The sequence below is a fragment of the Duganella sp. Dugasp56 genome (assembly GCF_047304105.1).
Taxonomy (GTDB): domain Bacteria; phylum Pseudomonadota; class Gammaproteobacteria; order Burkholderiales; family Burkholderiaceae_D; genus Rugamonas; species Rugamonas hordei.
The window spans coordinates 52139-69082 of sequence record NZ_JBGLYQ010000039.1; the positions used below are offsets into that span (position 1 = coordinate 52139).

At 66.9% G+C, this 16944-nt stretch carries 13 protein-coding genes; 8 read left to right on the forward strand and 5 right to left on the reverse strand.

Translation table 11 applies throughout. From position 1 onward, the window contains the following. The first annotated feature begins 144 nt into the window (after window positions 1-144). The 3 genes from ACCD07_RS24250 (at window position 145) to ACCD07_RS24260 (ending at window position 2262) form a co-directional block, all read left to right on the forward strand. Window positions 145-759: a TetR/AcrR family transcriptional regulator gene (locus tag ACCD07_RS24250; protein WP_413448812.1), complete on the forward strand. Its 615-nt coding sequence runs from the start codon at window positions 145-147 to the stop codon at window positions 757-759. A 62-nt stretch (window positions 760-821) separates the two neighbouring features. Beyond that, window positions 822-1778, forward strand: a complete 957-nt coding sequence (locus tag ACCD07_RS24255) for a GGDEF domain-containing protein (RefSeq protein WP_353403181.1) — start codon at window positions 822-824, stop codon at window positions 1776-1778. 37 nt (window positions 1779-1815) lie between these two features. Continuing rightward, complete coding sequence (locus ACCD07_RS24260; RefSeq protein ID WP_413448813.1) at window positions 1816-2262, forward strand: FKBP-type peptidyl-prolyl cis-trans isomerase; 447 nt, start codon at window positions 1816-1818, stop codon at window positions 2260-2262. A gap of 5 nt (window positions 2263-2267) precedes the next feature. Here the strand turns inward: ACCD07_RS24260 and ACCD07_RS24265 are convergent, their stop codons facing one another. Further along, a complete protein-coding gene (locus tag ACCD07_RS24265; RefSeq protein WP_413448814.1) occupies window positions 2268-3437 on the reverse strand; it encodes an ABC transporter substrate-binding protein in 1170 nt (389 codons plus the stop codon). A gap of 205 nt (window positions 3438-3642) precedes the next feature. Beyond that, window positions 3643-3798, reverse strand: coding sequence for a hypothetical protein (locus tag ACCD07_RS24270; RefSeq protein ID WP_413448815.1), 156 nt, complete (start codon window positions 3796-3798; stop codon window positions 3643-3645). Window positions 3799-4345: 547 nt separating this feature from the next. Here ACCD07_RS24270 and ACCD07_RS24275 point away from each other — a divergent pair. From ACCD07_RS24275 to ACCD07_RS24285, 3 genes are read left to right on the forward strand one after another with little or no spacing between them, the layout of a single operon-like run. Beyond that, on the forward strand, window positions 4346-5932 hold the full coding sequence (locus ACCD07_RS24275; protein ID WP_413448816.1) for a GH39 family glycosyl hydrolase: 1587 nt from the start codon (window positions 4346-4348) through the stop codon (window positions 5930-5932). Further along, window positions 5929-8001 carry a beta-galactosidase gene (locus tag ACCD07_RS24280; protein WP_413448817.1) on the forward strand — a complete coding sequence of 691 codons (2073 nt, stop codon included), beginning with the start codon at window positions 5929-5931 and terminating at the stop codon, window positions 7999-8001. Before ACCD07_RS24275 ends, ACCD07_RS24280 begins: the two co-directional genes overlap by 4 nt. A 22-nt stretch (window positions 8002-8023) precedes the next feature. Then, complete coding sequence (locus ACCD07_RS24285; RefSeq protein WP_413448818.1) at window positions 8024-10336, forward strand: alpha-L-fucosidase; 2313 nt, start codon at window positions 8024-8026, stop codon at window positions 10334-10336. A gap of 41 nt (window positions 10337-10377) precedes the next feature. On the opposite strand, the gene ACCD07_RS24290 is transcribed toward ACCD07_RS24285, so the two are convergent. Beyond that, window positions 10378-10569 (reverse strand): hypothetical protein, encoded by a 192-nt coding sequence (locus tag ACCD07_RS24290; protein ID WP_176651549.1) that lies wholly within the window; start codon window positions 10567-10569, stop codon window positions 10378-10380. 323 nt (window positions 10570-10892) lie between these two features. Between ACCD07_RS24290 and ACCD07_RS24295 the strand changes: the two genes are divergently transcribed. Next, entirely contained in the window at window positions 10893-11630 is a 738-nt protein-coding gene (locus tag ACCD07_RS24295; RefSeq protein ID WP_413448819.1) for a PEP-CTERM sorting domain-containing protein, read from the forward strand. A gap of 232 nt (window positions 11631-11862) precedes the next feature. Next, window positions 11863-14166, forward strand: a complete 2304-nt coding sequence (locus ACCD07_RS24300) for a putative bifunctional diguanylate cyclase/phosphodiesterase (RefSeq protein ID WP_413448820.1) — start codon at window positions 11863-11865, stop codon at window positions 14164-14166. On the opposite strand, the gene fabI is transcribed toward ACCD07_RS24300, so the two are convergent. After that, window positions 14163-14942: an enoyl-ACP reductase FabI gene (gene fabI, locus ACCD07_RS24305; RefSeq protein ID WP_176651546.1), complete on the reverse strand. Its 780-nt coding sequence runs from the start codon at window positions 14940-14942 to the stop codon at window positions 14163-14165. The two genes, ACCD07_RS24300 and fabI, sit on opposite strands and share 4 nt — an antisense overlap. 2 nt (window positions 14943-14944) lie before the next feature. Next, window positions 14945-16944: putative bifunctional diguanylate cyclase/phosphodiesterase (locus tag ACCD07_RS24310; protein ID WP_413448821.1), on the reverse strand; the 2000-nt coding region annotated here is incomplete at its 5' end.

The window sequence follows — 16944 nt, forward strand, 5'->3', positions numbered from 1 at the left end:
GGCTGTGTTGAATTTATTTGGATTATAGACGACATCTAAATTGAGTCAAGAAAAATATCCTTCTTGCTTTTTATGGCGTGTCAGCCTATTTTTAAGATTGTTGGTATAATCTTAGTGAGAATAATGTGTCACAGGAGAAACGGAATGCGTAAATCGAAAGTGGAAGCGGCGGAGTCGAGGAAGCGGATCGTGGCGACTGCCAAGGGCATTTTTCTGCGCGAGGGCATCGCTGCCACGGCGATCTCCGACCTCATGGTTGCGGCGGGCCTGACCCAGGGTGGGTTCTACCGGCATTTCGAGTCGAAAGAGCATTTGGTGGCGGAAGCAAATGCCCTGGCTTTTGCGGATACTTTGGCAAGTTTCGAAGCGGCTGTCGCGGGCAAATCGCCCCGTGATGCCGTCGATGCGATCGTTCACCGGTATCTGCAGCAGCTTCAAGGTACGGAACTCGACGATCTCTGCCCGCTCTCCAACCTGTCAAGCGAGCTTCGCCATGCGGATGACCAGTTGAAGGCCGTGGTATTCGAAGGATACTCACACTTCGTGAAGTTCATTGCCGCGTATTTGATGCGGCTGGACTACCAGGATTATGTCGGACTGGCCGAGGGCATAGTGTCCGTCCTTGTCGGCGCGGTGTCTCTTGCCGGGGTGATGTCCGGGCAGGCTGCGTCGGAGGCGATCCTGGTCAACGCCCGGGATACGGTGAAGCTGCTGCTGCAGAATGCCGCGACCAGTTCGACCCTCGCCAGGGGCGCTTAGCAAGCAGCGGCGTCTGCGTTTCTAGTGCACAATGACGCCGTCTCCGCTTATTCGACTGATTCATGACCTCTCCGCACCTCGACTCCGCACCCGCCGCCCACAGCGATCCCAGCGTTTATCGCACCCTGCTTGAATCCACCCGCGCGATCCCCTGGCGCATCGACTGGGCCACCATGAGTTTCAGCTATATCGGTCCGCAGATCGAGGAGCTGCTGGGCTGGAAACAGTCCAGCTGGCTGTCCGTGAACGACTGGGTGGAGCGCATCCACGAGGAAGACCGCCAGAAGACGGTCGATTTCTGCGTGGCGCAATCGCAAAAGGGCGTGGACCACGAAGCCGACTACCGCGCACTCACGCGCGATGGCGACTATGTCTGGATCCGCGACGTAGTGCATGTGGTGCGGCGCGAGGACGGCAGCGTCGATTCGCTGGTGGGATTCATGTTCGACATCACCGAGCGCAAGCAGTCCGAAGACAAGATCCTGCAACTCCAGCGCGAACTGGAAGTCCTGTCCTACCGCGACAGCCTGACCGGCGTAGCCAACCGCCGCATGTTCGATACCCTTTATCCGGTCGAATGGGCCAAGGCACGCGCCACCGGCGAGCCGCTGTCGCTGGTGGTGATCGACATCGATTACTTCAAGCAGTACAACGACCACTACGGCCATGTGCAGGGCGACGAGTGCCTGCGCCGCGTGGCCCGGGCGTTGGACACGTGCGCGTCCCGTTCGCGTGACCTGTGCGCGCGCTTCGGCGGCGAGGAATTCATACTGCTGCTGCCCGCCACGGACGAGGGCGCCGCTCGCAACGTGGCCGACCGCTGCCGCAAGCTGCTGGCGCACAAGGAAATCCCGCACGCCCGTTCCGGCGCCGGCCGCACGGTCACCGTCAGCATGGGCGTCGGCACCATCGTGCCCGGTGCGCAGGACGACCCGAACGTGTTCCTGGACCGGGTCGACCGCCGCCTCTACCAGGCCAAGTCCGCAGGGCGCGACCGCGTCTGCGACACCGAGGCTTGATCAACCGCCCTTTTTGCATTCCACACGAAAGAACAAGATGAAACAACTGCTTACCTCCTGCGCCATCGGCCTCACCCTGGCATTGGCCATGGCCGGCTGCGAGCGCGCCAAGGCGCCGCAAGCGGCTGCGGCCGCGGCCGACACTGTGCCCATGCAAAAGATCGATACCCAGGCCGGCACCGGCAAGGAAGCGGTGGCCGGCGCGACCGCCGTCGTCAACTATACCGGCTGGCTGTACGAGCCGGCTGCGCAGGCGCAGCACGGCGCGCAGTTCGATTCCTCGGTCGGGCGCGCTCCGTTCAGCTTCCAGCTCGGCGCCGGACAAGTCATCCCCGGCTGGGACGAAGGCGTGAAGGGCATGAAGGTTGGCGGCAAGCGCACGCTGATCGTGCCGGCCAGCATGGGCTACGGCGCCGGCGGAGCAGGTCCGATCCCGCCGAACGCCAACCTGATCTTCGAGGTCGAGCTGCTGGACGTACGCTGAGCGGCTCACTCGGCAATGTCGGGCGACCTGGCTTTCTGACGCGCTTTCTCGATATGGCGGACCGCCTGGTCCGTGTCGTAGGGCGGCTTGAGGAATAGGCGCAGGCCGTCGAAGGCCGGCCCGACCAGCTCCACCTTGGCATCCCGGTCGAAGAAGTAGGTCAGTCCCGCCGCGCCCGCCAGTATGGTGTTGCTGGCTTCGCCCAGCAAAGGCAGCGGCGCGGAAGGGTCCGCCTGCGCCGACAAGGTCTCGTCGGCTTCGGCGATCTGGCGCAGGGCGCCGCTGTCGGCCAGGAAGGCGAGGAATCGGTTGCGGGCACGGGGATTGCGTCCCACCGCAGGCTGGACCAGCACGTCGAGAGGCGCTTCTTCGTAGTTCGGAATGTCCGGAGAGTAGCTTGGAAAGGCGAAGAATCCGATATCGGCGGCGACCGCGGCGGGAAACCGGGCAGCGAAAAAACTGCCGGCCAACACCATGCCCGCGCGACCACGGTACAGGTAGGGCAGCACGCGATCGGTTTCCTGATCCAGCGTTGCTTCAAGAAAGTAACCTTTGCGCAGCAGGTCGCCCCAGACATCGAACACCTGGCGCACCCGCGCGTCGGTGAAGGGGACTTCACTACGCAACAGTTTGCGGTGGAAGTCGATGCCGTTGATGCGCAAGTCGAGATAGTCGAACCAGCCGGCAGCCGGCCAGCCATCCTTGGCCGCCAGCGCCAGCGGCGCCACGCCGGCCGCCTTCAGGCGCTCGCAGGCCTGCAGGAACTCGCTCCAGGTCTTCGGCGGCCGCAGGCCGAGGCGATTGAACAAGGATTTGCTATAAACCAGCCCCCAAACATAGTGATACATCGGAAAACCGTAGACCTCGCCGTCGACGCGGGTGCCTTCGATGGTGGCCGGGGCGAACTTCTTTTTCTTCAGCAGCGCGATCAGGTCGGCGTCGAGCGGGGACAACAGCTTGTTCCTGGCGGCGTCCCGCAAGCGTTCGCCCGCGTACCAGAATGCCAGGTCGGCGTGTCCGGTCCGCAAGCGGGGGAGGAAATCGCGCTTGTATTGTTCCTGCGGATAGCCATGGTGTTCGACCTGGACGTCGGGGTTGGCTGCGGAAAACTGGTTGATGACGCTGATCCACGCGGTGCGCTGGCGGGTGTTGGAGACGATATAGTCGATCGCCAACTGCTCGGCGGCGCAAACGGACGGCAGTCCCAGCGCCGCACAGATCAGTCCGCATGCCAGCCAGCATGGGAGTAGTGGGCCTGGCCGGTAAGGGAGTGTTGCGAGGGTTGTAAGCATCCGCAAAGTTTGTTCGCGATGCCGCAGTATGTCAACTTCGGCGAGAGCGAGCTGGTTTTCCCCTACGTGGCTGCGAGCCTCACGGTCATCAATCCTTGGGACGCGTGACTGGATCCACCGGCGCCGCGTAATTCACCACATAGGTTCTTCCGCTTTCCAGCTTCATCTCGTAGCCGCCGGCGCCGTCTGCGCGGATCTCGCCGTCCGCGCTGCGTGGGGGCTGGCGGCTCTTGAATCGCAGCACGCCGTTGCCGCCGGCTGCCGTCGCCCGGCAAGCCGGCCAGCATGCCTTGCTTGTTGCGGCGGCCCAGAACGATCTCCATCAACGACACCATGCGCGGATAGACGCTTTGCACGAACGCCTGGTCCCCCGTGTACTGGTAATACTGCTGGATGCTGATAAACCAGTACAGCGAGTAGTCCATGATCGTGTTGATATGCCTGTCCACCGGATCGGCGCCGCGCAAGGCCCAGGTGGTTCGCTTGACGGCGTCGCGGCGCGAATGAAATTGCCGAATGCGATCACTACTGATTTTCCGCCAGCCGGGCGGCTGGGTCGTTTGCGAGAAAACGTACGCGTTGACGGTATTTTTTGTAATTGCCGTCCCCGGCGCCAGCCCGCAGAATTCACCCGGTTGGCGGAACCGTCAGCAGGGAGGCGATCGGCGTAACGAAAATCACTAAACGACTCACAATATAACGCAACGCTCCCCTTTCGCTATGTCGGCCGCGCAGCGCGGATGCTAGCATCCCGCCAATAATCAGCAAAAATAAACAAGGAGAGCAACTCAATGCAGCATTTCCGCCGTACCTGTCTGGCAGCACTCGCCTCGATCTGCCTTCCGCTGTCGGCCGCGCCGGTGGCGGACGCCGGGCACCCGGCGCCGCGCCGCATCCTCGTCGATGCCGCCCAGGCGCTCAAGCCGCTCGATCGTTTCTTCGACCTGTCGGTCGGCTCGGACTATCCGGGCACGCTGCTGCGCGACGACAGCATGGCGCAACTGCGGACCACGGTCGACGAGCTGGGCTTCCGCTATCTGCGCTTCCACGCCATCTTCCACGACGTGCTGGGCACCGTGCGCGTCGAGAACGGCAAGACCGTCTACGACTGGACCAAGATCGACCAGTTGTACGACCGTATGCTGGCGCGCAACATCAAACCCTTCGTCGAGCTGGGCTTCACGCCCAAGGCCATGGCGACTTCGGACAACCAGATATTCTATTGGCAAGGCAACACCTCGCATCCGAAGCCGGATGCCTGGAAGGACTTGATCGCGGCGTTCGTGCAGCACGTCGAGGCGCGCTATGGCCAGGCCGAAGTGCGCAGCTGGTTCTTCGAGGTGTGGAACGAGCCCAACCTGGACGGCTTCTGGGAGCGCGCCGACCAGAAAGCCTATTTCGAACTGTACGACCTGACCGCCAACACGATCAAGGCGATCGATCCGGCCTTGCGCGTGGGCGGGCCGTCGACCGCCGGTGCCGCCTGGGTGCCGGAATTCCTCGACCATGTGGCGCGCAGCGGCGCCGCCGTTGATTTCGTCAGCACCCACACCTATGGCGTCGACGGCGGCTTCCTCGACGAAAAGGGCGAGGGCGACACCAAGCTGTCGCCGTCGCCGGACGCCATCATCGGCGACGTGCGGCGCGTGCGCGAGCAGATCGCCGCCTCGAAGTTTCCGACGCTGCCGATGTATTTCACCGAGTGGAGCACCAGCTACACGCCGCGCGACCTGGTGCACGATTCCTATATCAGCTCGCCGTACATCCTCAGCAAGCTGAAGGGGACCAAGGGCCTGGTGCAGGGCATGAGCTACTGGACCTACACCGACCTGTTCGAAGAACCGGGACCGCCGTCCAAGCCGTTCGAAGGCGGCTTCGGCCTGATGAATCCGCAGGGCATCCGCAAGCCGGCCTACTTCGCCTATAAATACCTGCATGCCTTGCGCGGCAACGAGATTCCCGTGCAGGACGCGCAGGTGATGGCTACGTCCGATGGCAACACGGTGGCCGCGCTGGTGTGGGACTTCCAGCAGCCGGAGCAGAAGGTCAGCAACCGGCCGTTCTACAGCCGCGTCGTGCCGTCGTCGCCGTCGGCGCCGGTCGCGATGCGGGTCAGCCATGTCAAGCCGGGCAAGTACCGGCTGCAGGTGCGCCGCAGCGGCTTCCGCGCCAACGACGCGTACTCGGCCTATATCGAGATGGGCGCGCCGAAGACGCTGACGCCGGCCCAGGTCGATCAGCTGCACGCGCTGACCAAGGATGCGCCGGAGACCGACCGCGTGGTCCGGATCGGCAAGGACGGCGCCTTCGCCCTCACCGTGCCCATGCGCAGCAACGACATCGCGCTGGTGACCTTGACCAAGGAGGATGGAAAATGACGCAGCGCTTCAAACACCTGGCCGCCGCCTGCACGCTGGCGCTGGCCGCTCTCGGCCCTGGCGCCGCCCCTTCCTGGGCGCAGGGCGCGCCCGGCCATCCGGACTGGCCCGGCGCCGGCCAGCTGTTCGTCGGCACCTGCTACCAGCCGGTCGACCGCAGCCGCGCGCAGATCGCGCGCGACATCGCGTTGATGCGGCAGTCCGGCTTCAAGGTGGTGCGCATGGGCGACCTGTCGTGGGACTATTTCGAACCGTCCGAAGGCAAGTTCGAATTCGCTACCTTCGACTGGATCATGGACCAGATGCACGCCGCCGGCATCCGCGTCATCGTCGACATCGCGGGGCTGCCGGCGCCGCTGTGGCTGCACCACAAATACCCCGGCGTCGACCTGGTCACGCAGCAGGGCACGCACCTCGATGCGGCCGAGCGCTACATGGACAATATCAGCGACCCGGACTACAAGCGCCTGGTGGCGCGCTTCGCCGACAAGCTCACCAGCCGCTACGCCAGGCATCTGGCGCTGCTGGCGATCGGCTTCGACAACGAGATCGGCAACGGCTTCATGTCGTATTCCGAGGCCGACCGCAAGCGCTTCATCGTCTGGCTGAAGAAGAAGTACGGCAGCATCGCCGCGCTCAACCAGGCATGGGCCACGCAGCGCTGGTCGCGCCGCATCGGCGCCTGGGACGAGGTGCGCCTGCCGTACGGCGACGGCCCCGGCGCCTACGAGCGGCAGATCGACCTGCGCCGCTACTGGTCCGACGTCACCATCGCCACGCTGAAGGACCTGGAGGCGATCCGCAGGAAAAACACCCCGGACAAGCCGGCCATCTCCAACCTGTGGGACAGCGCCGGGCGCAAGGGTTTCGACTACCTGTCGAGCTACCGCGACTACGCCCACTACGGCGCGATGGGTTTCTATCCCGGCTCGCCGGTCGGCTCCGGCTTCGAGGCGCTGATGATGAAAGGCGGCATGTCGACGCCGATCTGGTTCAACGAATTCACCGCCGGCGGTCCGGGCTACTACGGCACCAAGGGCCGCTCGCGCATGTGGGCGCATTTCGGCCTGCTGCTGGGATCGCAGGCGGTGCTGGCGTGGACCTACAACAGCCACCTGGGCGGCGAGGAGCAGGCGTTGTTCGGCCTGCTCGACCACGACGACCGGCCGTCCTGGAAGCTGGGCGAGTTCGCCACCATCGCGGCCGATTTCGACAAGCTGCAAAAGCTGGGCTTCCCGCGCATGACCCAGCCGAAGGTGGCCTTCGCCTACTCGTTCGACAATATGCAGGCGACCAACCCGGTCGGGCCGGACAACACCAACACCGTGCGCCCCTACCTCAACACGCCGTACCTGACGCAGGCGCACAACGCGTTCGAACCGCTGTTCAAGGACAATATCGACGTCGCCGTCATCAATATCGCGCACGAAGACCTGAGCCGCTACAGCCTGCTGGTGGTGCCGGGCTTGTACCTGATGGACCAGGCCAGCGCCGACGCCATCCGCCAGTTCGTCGGCGATGGCGGCACGGTGATCATGACCGCGTGGTCGGACAAGGTCAACGAGCACAACCAATGGTTCGATACGCCGCTGCCGGGCCGTCTGACCGATGTGTTCGGGCTGCGCACCAACGAGTTCTATAACGGCGGCACGCTGCAGGTCAAGATCGGCGACGAGGAGGTCAAGGGCAGCATCGGCCACTACGAGGTGCTCGAACCGTCGACGGCGCAGGCGCTGGCGCGCTTCAGCAACGTCGACGGCACGCCGCCGGCGATCACCGTCAACAACTACGGCAAGGGCAGGGCGATCTACGTCGCCACGCCGGCCCAGCCGCAGATCATGCGGCCGCTGTACCGCCAGTTGTACGCCAGCCTGGGCATCGTGCCGGGGCCGAAGACGCCGGACGGGGTCTACGCCCGCACGGTCGACGGCCGAACGCTGTATGTCAACACCACCGGCGAGGCCCGCGACGTGGCGATCGATGGCGCCATGACGGGCGTACTCGGCGGCAAGCAGTGGTCGGGCACGTTGCGGCTGGAGCCGCTCGGCGTCGAGCTGCTGGCCAAATAACCCGTCGACAGGATATCTTTCCATGCAACGAAACACCATCACCGCGCTGGCGGCCGCGCTGCTGCTGCCGCTGGCGGCCGGCGCGCAGGCGGCGACCAGCCCGATTCCCTATGCGACCCAACATGTGATCGCCGACGGCGACAGCGAGGCCGTCAAGGCCGAGAAGGCGGCCAAGGTGCTGCCGCGTCCCAACCAGAGCGCCTGGATGCGGCTGGAGCGCACCTTCTTCCTGCACTTCGGCGTGAACACCTTCAACGAGGTGGAGTGGGGCAGCGGCCGCGAGGCTCCGGCGCTGTTCAACCCCGGCGCGCTGGACGCGCGGCAGTGGCTGGGCGCCGTCAAGCAGTTCGACGGCAAGATGATCGTGCTGGTGGCCAAGCACCACGACGGCTTCGCGATGTGGCCCAGCCGCTACACCGGGCACTCGTCCGCCACCAGCCCGTGGCGCGGCGGCAAGGGCGACCTGGTGCGCGAGGTGGCCGACGCCGCGCGCGCGGCCGACGTCAAGCTCGGCATCTACCTGTCGCCGGCCGACCTGTACCAGCTCAAGACCAACCCGTCCAATCCGGCCGGCTACTACGGCAACGGCAGCCCGGCCGTGATGTCGGCCATTCCCACCGATCCGGCCAGCTTCCAGAGCGACCCGTCCAAAGGGCGAGCCCCGACGCCGGGCTTCCAGTCCTACCGCTACCGGGTCAACGACTACAACCGCTACTTCCTCAACCAGCTTTACGAGCTGTTGACCCAATACGGCCCGGTGCATGAGGTGTGGTTCGACGGCGCCAATCCCGACCCCAGCGTGGCGGAAACCTACGATTACGAGGCGTGGTACGACCTGATCCGCAAGCTGCAGCCGCAGGCCGTCATCATGGGCAAGGGGCCGGACGTGCGCTGGGTCGGTACGGAAAGCGGCTACGGCCGCACCACCGAGTGGAGCGTGATCCCGTTGCCGTCCGCGCCCGAGCAGTTCCGCTGGCCCGACATGCACGGCGAGCTCGGCGGCCGCGACCAGCTCAAGCCGGGATCGCACCTGTGGTGGTATCCGGCCGAGACCAACGTCACCATGCTGGCCAACGGCCAGTGGTTCTGGGCCCGCGACAAGCGGCCGCGCCCGGTCACCCAGCTGGTCGACATCTTTTACTCGTCGATCGGCCGCAATGGCAACCTGATCCTGAACCTGTCGCCCGACCAGCGCGGCCTGCTGCCGGACGACCAGGTCACGGCGCTGGGCCAGACGGCCGAGATCCTGCGCGCCACCTTCGCCGCCGACCTGGCGGCCGGCGCCAAGGTGTCGGCCGATCACGCGGCGCCGGGCCACGCCGCCGGCGCCGCGCTGGACGGCAAGCTCGACACCTGGTGGGAGGCGGCGCCTGGACGCAGCGGCGGCACGCTGACGCTGGCCTTGCCCAAGCCGGTCCGCTTCGACGTGGTGTCGCTGCAGGAGGCGGTGGACCGCCGCGGCCAGCGCATCGAGTCGTTCGTGATCGAGACCTGGGACGGCACGGCCTGGATCGCGGCCCAAGCGATCGCCTCGGACGAGCTGACCACCGTCGGCCACCGCCGGCTGGTGCGCCTGCGGGCGCCGGTCAGCACCGACCGCGTGCGGGTGCGCATCACCGGCGCGCGGCTGGCGCCGACGCTGGCCGAGGTGGGTCTGTACCTGCAGTCGACCGACCTGCTGCCGCCGGCCATCGCCGACCGCGACGCCGAGGGCAGGGTGGCCATCAGCCATGCGGCCGGCGGCACGCTGGTCTACACCACCGACGGCTCGGCGCCCAACGCCGGCTCGGCCGTCTACAGCGCGCCGCTGGCGCTGGCGGCGAGCGGCGTGGTGCGGGCTGCGCGGCTGCTGCCCGGCGGCCGCCTCGGCGTGGTCGGCCGGCGCGACTTCATCGGCCTGTCGCCGCGCGGCTGGAAGGTGGTGGCGGTCGACCGCGAGCAAGCCGGCCAGCCGGCCGGGTTCGCCATCGACGGCGATCCGGCCACGTACTGGGATACCGGCGGCGATGCCGACCTGAAGCTGCCGCATGCCATCACGGTCGACATGGGCCAGGTGCACCGCATCGGCGGCCTGGTCTACGTGCCGCGCCAGGACGGGCAGCTCAACGGCACGGTCGAGAACTACCGCTTCGACACCAGCGAGGACGGCGTGCACTGGACCGCCGCCATCGAGCGCGGCACCTTCGCCAACATCCGCAACAACCCCGACAGCCAACAGGCGCGCTTTGCCGCCGTGAACGCCCGTTACTTCCGTTTCACCGCGCTGGACGACGTCTGGCGCAACGGCACGACCAGCGTCGCGGAGTTGTCCGTGATTCCAGCCGGCGCCGATTGAGCGTATCGACTGGAGATTTGACCATGGGCCGGCGCCGCCGGCTAGCGGCAGCAGCCGCTGCCGGACTTTCGGCGCGCTTCCGGGTAGGCCAGCACGCGGCGTATCGCATCGACCGGCACGTGATACGCCTGCATATAGGCCCAAGCCACAGCGGAACCCTGCGAGCTCGCCAGCCAGATGCCGTGCTCCACCGCGGAACTGATGGTTTTGTTGGTGCGCTGATCGCCGTTCATGCTCAATTCCCAAGCTTAAAAAGGGAAACATTAATACAAAACAAAAAAATTCTGCGCGGCATTGCGGGGGGCTGGCAGACCTCCGCAGGTTCTTGTATTCACTCAAGGTAATTGATAAAAAGAAATACAAATTGTTTTTAGAATATTTTAGTTTCTGAAAAGGTATTCTGATAGAATGGCCCCATTGCAATGACTTTTGGTTGGTTTTAACAAAAGCGCATGCTAAAACCCAGTTCGACATGAGTGCCATCGTCGAGCTGTCGTCGGCCCCAAAATCGCCGGCAGTTTCCCCGCCACTTACCGTCAATACTGGAGCTTGCGTCATGCGCATCAAATCTATTCTGTTGTCCCTGTCCGCCATCGCCGCCCTGAGCGCCGGCTTTGCCCACGCGTCCGCCAACCTGGTCACCAACGGCAATTTCGAGTCGACCACCAACGGCACCAACAAGCAGCTTTCCTCCACCGTCACCAACGACGCCAACCGCACCACGCTGACCGGCTGGACCAGCAGCAATGGCAACGACGGCGGCTACAACTTTGTGCTGGACAGCAGCATCGCCAACACCTACAACTCGGCCATCTGGCTGAAGAGCCAAGGCAACGGCTACAGCGCCTCGGCCGACGGCGTCAACGTGTTCGCCTCCGACGCCTTGTATTACCCGGGCACGCTGTCGCAAACCATCAACGGCCTGTCGGTCGGCAGCGCCTACACGCTGAAGTTTGACTACGCGCTGGCGCAGCAGGTAGGTTTCGACGGCGCCAACAACGGCAACTCCTGGCTGGTCGGCTTCGGCGGCGCCAGCCAGAACACCAGCGCGCTGAGTATTGCCGACGGCGGCTTCAGCGGCTGGAAAACCGCGACCATGAGCTTCACCGCGACCAGCGTCAGCCAGGCGCTATCCTTCCTGGCCCAGGGCGGTGCGCCCGGTGCGCCACCGTTCCTGCTGCTGGACGGCGTGTCGCTGACGGCGGCCGTGCCCGAGCCATCGACCTGGGGCATGATGCTCGGCGGCCTGGGCCTGGTGGCATGGCTGGCGCGCCGCCGCGCACGGTCGGCCTGAAGTCCCTTTCCCGTTCCTGAACTAGCGGTTTGCAAGTTGGCACGGATTCTGCATGTCCATGCCATGCCAGAGGTCGCGCCCGCCGTCCGCCTCCCGGCGCTTAGCTGCGGTGCAGGAATTCCATGCAGTGGTGCGCGCGATCGCCAAAGTGATCGTTAATAGGGCGTTTTGAACGTATTGCCCCGGTTCGGCTGGCAGGCGAGCACGCCTTTAACTACTGTCAGGAATCGCTATGGAGCACTCCGTTGTAACGCCTCGTCCCATCCGGCATGCGCCGGGCCAGCAGAACGACCCGGCAGGATGGGCCTGCGGCGTGGGCGCGCACGGCCTGGACCTCGCGTTCACGGCAGGCGCCGATCCCGTCGACGAGCTGGCGGGCCTGGGCCGCTGGTCGATGGTGCGCCAGACCTCGCAGATGCGCCTGTCGGCGGTTGCCTTGCAGTTGCTCGGCGTCGGGGCCGGCGACGCGGGCGAGCGCTGGGCGGTCAAGGTGGTGGCCGAGGATACGGCCTTGCTGGCTGAAACGCTGTCGGCCATCAGCCGGCACGGCAGCGCTGAAACCTGCGAGTTCCGCGTCATCGAGGACGAACAGGGGATACGCTGGCTGCGCCTGCAGGCGCTGGCGGCGGCGGAGCGGCCGGTCGCCACCGGCATGCTGACCGACATCACCGGCGCCAAGCGCGCCGCCATGCGCGAGCGCTTCAACTTCGCGCTGACCCGTTACCTGATCGGCACCGATACCTTCGACGAGGCGGTCTACAAGATCATCCACCTGGTGTGCGAGGAGCTGGGCTGGGACTGGGGCGCGTTCTGGGCGCTGGAACACAGCGGCGCGGACGAGGTGCTGCGCTGCCGGCATGTCTGGCACACGGCCGACCGCGACTATGCGCAATTCCGCGCCGCGGCGACGGCGCTGGCGGTCAGGCCGGGCGAGGGCCTGGTCGGCGAGACCTGGCTGGAGGGCCGGGCGCAATGGGTCGACGCCAGCGCCACGCACGCCGACATGGCGCGGGTGCAGGCCGCGCAGCGCTGCGGCCTGCAATCGGGCTTCTTCTTCCCGGTGACCTATGTCGCCGCCGACGGCGCCCTGCATTGCGCCGGCGTGCTGGAATTTTTCAGCGTCGCGCCGCGTCAGCGCGAGGCGCAGCTGCCGGGCCTGGCCGAATCGATCAGCGCGCTGATCGCCCAGACCGCCCAGCGCATGATCCAGCAGGAGCGGGTGCGGGTGCTGGCCCAGACCGATGAAATGACGGGCCTGATCAACCGCGCCCACTTTCATGAACTGCTGGACGCCGCCTGCGAGCAGGGCAGTCCGTTCGGCCTGTTGTACATCGACCTCGACCAATTCAAGCCCATCAACGACGGCTTCGGGCACGCCGCCGGCAATGTGGTGCTGTGCCAGTTCGCCGACCGGCTGCGTGGCCTGGCGCCCGGCGGCGCGGTGGTGGCGCGGCTGGGCGGCGACGAGTTCGCGCTGATGGCGCCGGCCGGCCTCGGCGAGTCCGCGCTCGACGAGCTGGCCGGGGCCGTGCTGGAGGCGGCGCGCACGCGCTTCAATTACATGGGCCACGAACTGTCGGTATCGGCCAGTATCGGCGTCGGCCTGTTCCCGCAGCACGCCCGCGACACGGCGCGCCTGCTGCACGCGGCCGACGTGGCGATGTACGTCAGCAAGCGCAACGGCCGCAACCTGGTCAGTTACTTCGGCAGCGAAAACGATATGCAGCAAGGCGCCGTGGCGGCCCAGCTGCTGATGCTGTCGGCGCTGCAGGATGCGCTGCAGCGGGATGAATTCTTCCTCGAATACCAGCCGATATGCGACACGCAGGACATGCGGGTGGTGGCGCTGGAGGCGCTGATCCGCTGGCGGAAAGCCGACGGCAGCGTGGTGCCGCCGGACCAGTTCATCCCCGTGGCCGAACAAAGCCGGCTGATCGTGCTGATCGGCCGCTGGGTCATCGAGCAGGTGTGCCGCGACCTGCCGCTGCTGCAGGCGTCGGGCATGCCGCAGATCCGGGTGCACGTCAACATGGCCGCGCCGGAATTTCTCGACAGCGAACTGCCGCGCGAGCTGATGGCGATCACCGCCGCCGCCGGCATCGCGCCGGACCGGATCTGCCTGGAGCTGACCGAGGGCGTCATCATGCAGCGCATCGAAAAAGCGCTGCCTATCATGACCGAACTGGTGCGCCTCGGCTTCGAGATCGGCCTGGACGATTTCGGCATGGGCTATTCGTCGCTGTCGCTGCTGAAGGCCTTGCCGATCAGTTCGCTCAAGATCGACCGCCTGTTCCTGCGCGGCGTGCCGCACGAGTCCAACGATTGCGCCATCGTGCGTTCCATCATCGACCTGGGCCGCAACATGAAGCTGCGCGTGGTTGCCGAGGGCGTGGAAACCGATGCCCACCTCGGCTTCCTGCGGCAATTTGGCTGCGCGCTGGTGCAGGGCTACCTGCCGGGACGGCCGGTGCGGCTGGCGCCGTTTCTCGCTTCGATGCCTGAAGCCGCGATCGGCGGCCGGCACGCCGCGCGCTAATTGACCGCGTGGTAGCCGGCGTCGACGTAGATGGTCTGGCCGGTCATGCCGCTGGCCCCGTCGCCGGCCAGGAAGGCGGCCAGCCGGCCGATCTCGTCCAGCGTCACCAGCCGCCGCAACGGCGAGCGTTCGCGCGCGCGCTGCATCAGCGCGTCGAACTGTTCCAGCCCCGTGGCCGCGCGCGTGGGCACCGGGCCCGGCGACACGGCGCTGACGCGGATGCCTTGCGGCCCCAGTTCCAGCGCCAGGTAGCGCACCAGCGACTCCAGCGCCGCCTTGACCGGGCCCATGACGCCGTAGTGCGGCACCGCTTCGTCGGCGCCCAGGTAGCTCATCGTCAGCAGGCTGCCGCCGCGCTGGCGCAGGTGCGGTTCGCAATGGCGGGCCAGTTCGGCGAACGAGTGGCAGGAGATCTGCATCGCGCGCAGGAAGCCGGCGCTGCTGCTGTCGGTGACGCGGCCGTGCAGGTCGTCGGCCGGCGCCCAGGCCACCGAGTGGATCGCGAAATCCAGGCCGCCCAGCCGGGACGCGGCCTGCCGCACCAGCGCGGCGAGGTCGCCGGGCCGTTCGACGTCGCAGGTCAGCAGCGGCGCGCCGATGGCGGCCGCCACCGGTCCGGCGTAGGGGACGGCGGCGTCGCCGGCGCAGCTCAACACCAGCCGCGCGCCCAGTGCGGCGGCCGCGGCGGCGCAGCCGCTGGCGATGCTGTGCTGGTTCGCGACACCGATGATCAGGCCGCGTTTTCCTTCCAGCGAGAACGGCGAGGGCAGGGACATGGTCAGGCTCCGGGCAATCGGTGGTGGCCGGCCGGCGCCAGGGGGGCGTCGTCGCCGAGCATGCGCGCCAGCGCGACCGCGCTCACCGGCTCGCTGAAATAGTAGCCCTGCGCCTGGTCGCAGCGCTGGCCGCGCAGGAAGTCGCGTTGCTGCGGCGTTTCCACGCCCTCGGCCACCACCGTCAAGCCCATACTGTGGGCCAGCGCGATGACGGCGCCGGCGATGGCGGCGTCGTCCGCGTCGTCCGGAATGTCGCGCACGAAGGAGCGGTCGATCTTCAGCGCGTGGATGGGGAAGCGCTTCAGGTAGGACAGGCTGGAATAACCGGTGCCGAAATCGTCGATGGCCAGCTGCACCCCCATGTCGCTGAGGCGCTGCAAGGTCTGGGCCGCGCTGTCGGGGCGCTCCATCAGCACCGTTTCGGTGATCTCGAGCTCCAGACAGCGGGCGTGGCAGCCGGTGTCGGCCAGCACCCGCGCCACCATCGCGTCGAGGCCGGGCTGGCGGAACTGGCGCGCCGACAGGTTGACGGCGATGCGCACGTCGCGCAGGCCGGCGCGGCGCCAGGCCACGTGCTGGGCGCAGGCGGTGCGCAGCACCCATTCACCGATCGGCACGATCAGCCCGGTTTCCTCGGCGATCGGGATGAAGGCGTCGGGCATGACCAGCTGCTCGCCGGCCGGATGCCAGCGCAGCAGCGCCTCGACGCCGACCACGATGCCGCTGCCGAGGTCGATCTGCGGCTGGTACATCAGTTGCAGCTCGCCGCGCTCGACCGCGTGGCGCAGGCCGCTCTCGAGCGTGAGCCGGTCCAGCGTGCGCGCGTTCATCTCGTGCGAATAGAACTGGTAGTTGCCGCGGCCGAGGGCCTTGGCCTGGTACATGGCGGCGTCGGCGTTCTTGAGCAGGGTCTTGCCGTCGGCGCCGTCCTTCGGATACATGCTGATGCCGATGCTGCTGGCCGGCGACAGCTCGTGGCCCAGGATCAGCATCGGCGCGAACAGCGCCTCGAGGATCTTCTGCGCCAGCGCGCCGGCGGCGCGCTCGTGCGGCAGGTCGGCCAGCAGCACGACGAACTCGTCGCCGCCCAGCCGCGCCACCGTGTCGGCTTCGCGCACGGCCTGCTGCAGCCGGCGGCCGACCTCGACCACGACGCGGTCGCCGGCGTCGTGGCCCAGGCTGTCGTTGATGGTCTTGAAGCGGTCCAGGTCGAGGAACAGCAGCGCCGCCTGGCGGCCGCTGCGGCGCGCCTGGGCGATCGCCTGGCCGATGCGGTCGAGCAGCAGCGTGCGGTTGGCCAGGCCGGTCAGCGCGTCGTGGCTGGCCAGGTGCAGCAGCTCCTCCTCGAACTGCTTGCGCTGCGAGATGTCCTCGATCACCGCCACCAGGCTGGCCTGGTCGCCGGCCGGCCGCATCGCCGCCACCGTGGCCTTGACCCACACCGCGCGGCCATCCTTGCACAGATAGCGTTTTTCGCGGCTCGAGCTTTGCAGCGCGCCGGCGGCCAGGCTGCGCAGCAGCGGCGCGTCGATCTGCCAGTCCTCGGGCGAGACGATGTCCGACAGGCGCAGCCGCAGCAGCTCGTCCTCGCTGTAGCCGACGATGTCGAGCAGCTTGCGGTTGACCCGCAGCCAGCTGCCGTCGGCCGACACCTCGGCCAGTCCCACGGCGGCCTGGCCGAACGCGGCGCGGTAGCGTTCTTCGCTGTCGCGCAGCTCGGCGCGCGCCTGCATCGGCGCGGTGATGTCCTCGGCGATCAGCAGCAGCAGGTCCTGCTTGTCGAGCAAGGTGCGCGACAGGCAGCAGCGCAGGTGGCGCGGGCCGTCGGGCAGCGTCACCGTCAGCTCGCGCTGGTAGGCCGGCTGGTCCAGCCCCTCGGGGGGGGGGGCGCGGCCCCCCCCCCACGCCCCCCCCGGGGGGGGGGGGCCCGGCCGCCCCCCCCCCCCGCCGCCCCCCCGTGGGGGCCGGGGGGGGGGGGGGGGGGGGGGCCCCCCCCCCCCCC

Excerpts from the sequence above, each read along its gene's own strand:
- ACCD07_RS24250 (WP_413448812.1), top strand. The coding sequence starts at position 145 with ATGCGTAAATCGAAAGTGGAAGCGGCGGAGTCGAGGAAGCGGATCGTG.
- ACCD07_RS24255 (WP_353403181.1), top strand. The coding sequence starts at position 822 with ATGACCTCTCCGCACCTCGACTCCGCACCCGCCGCCCACAGCGATCCC.
- ACCD07_RS24260 (WP_413448813.1), top strand. The coding sequence starts at position 1,816 with ATGAAACAACTGCTTACCTCCTGCGCCATCGGCCTCACCCTGGCATTG.
- ACCD07_RS24275 (WP_413448816.1), top strand. The coding sequence starts at position 4,346 with ATGCAGCATTTCCGCCGTACCTGTCTGGCAGCACTCGCCTCGATCTGC.
- ACCD07_RS24280 (WP_413448817.1), top strand. The coding sequence starts at position 5,929 with ATGACGCAGCGCTTCAAACACCTGGCCGCCGCCTGCACGCTGGCGCTG.
- ACCD07_RS24285 (WP_413448818.1), top strand. The coding sequence starts at position 8,024 with ATGCAACGAAACACCATCACCGCGCTGGCGGCCGCGCTGCTGCTGCCG.
- ACCD07_RS24290 (WP_176651549.1), bottom strand. The coding sequence starts at position 10,569 with ATGAACGGCGATCAGCGCACCAACAAAACCATCAGTTCCGCGGTGGAG.
- ACCD07_RS24295 (WP_413448819.1), top strand. The coding sequence starts at position 10,893 with ATGCGCATCAAATCTATTCTGTTGTCCCTGTCCGCCATCGCCGCCCTG.
- ACCD07_RS24300 (WP_413448820.1), top strand. The coding sequence starts at position 11,863 with ATGGAGCACTCCGTTGTAACGCCTCGTCCCATCCGGCATGCGCCGGGC.
- fabI (WP_176651546.1), bottom strand. The coding sequence starts at position 14,942 with ATGTCCCTGCCCTCGCCGTTCTCGCTGGAAGGAAAACGCGGCCTGATC.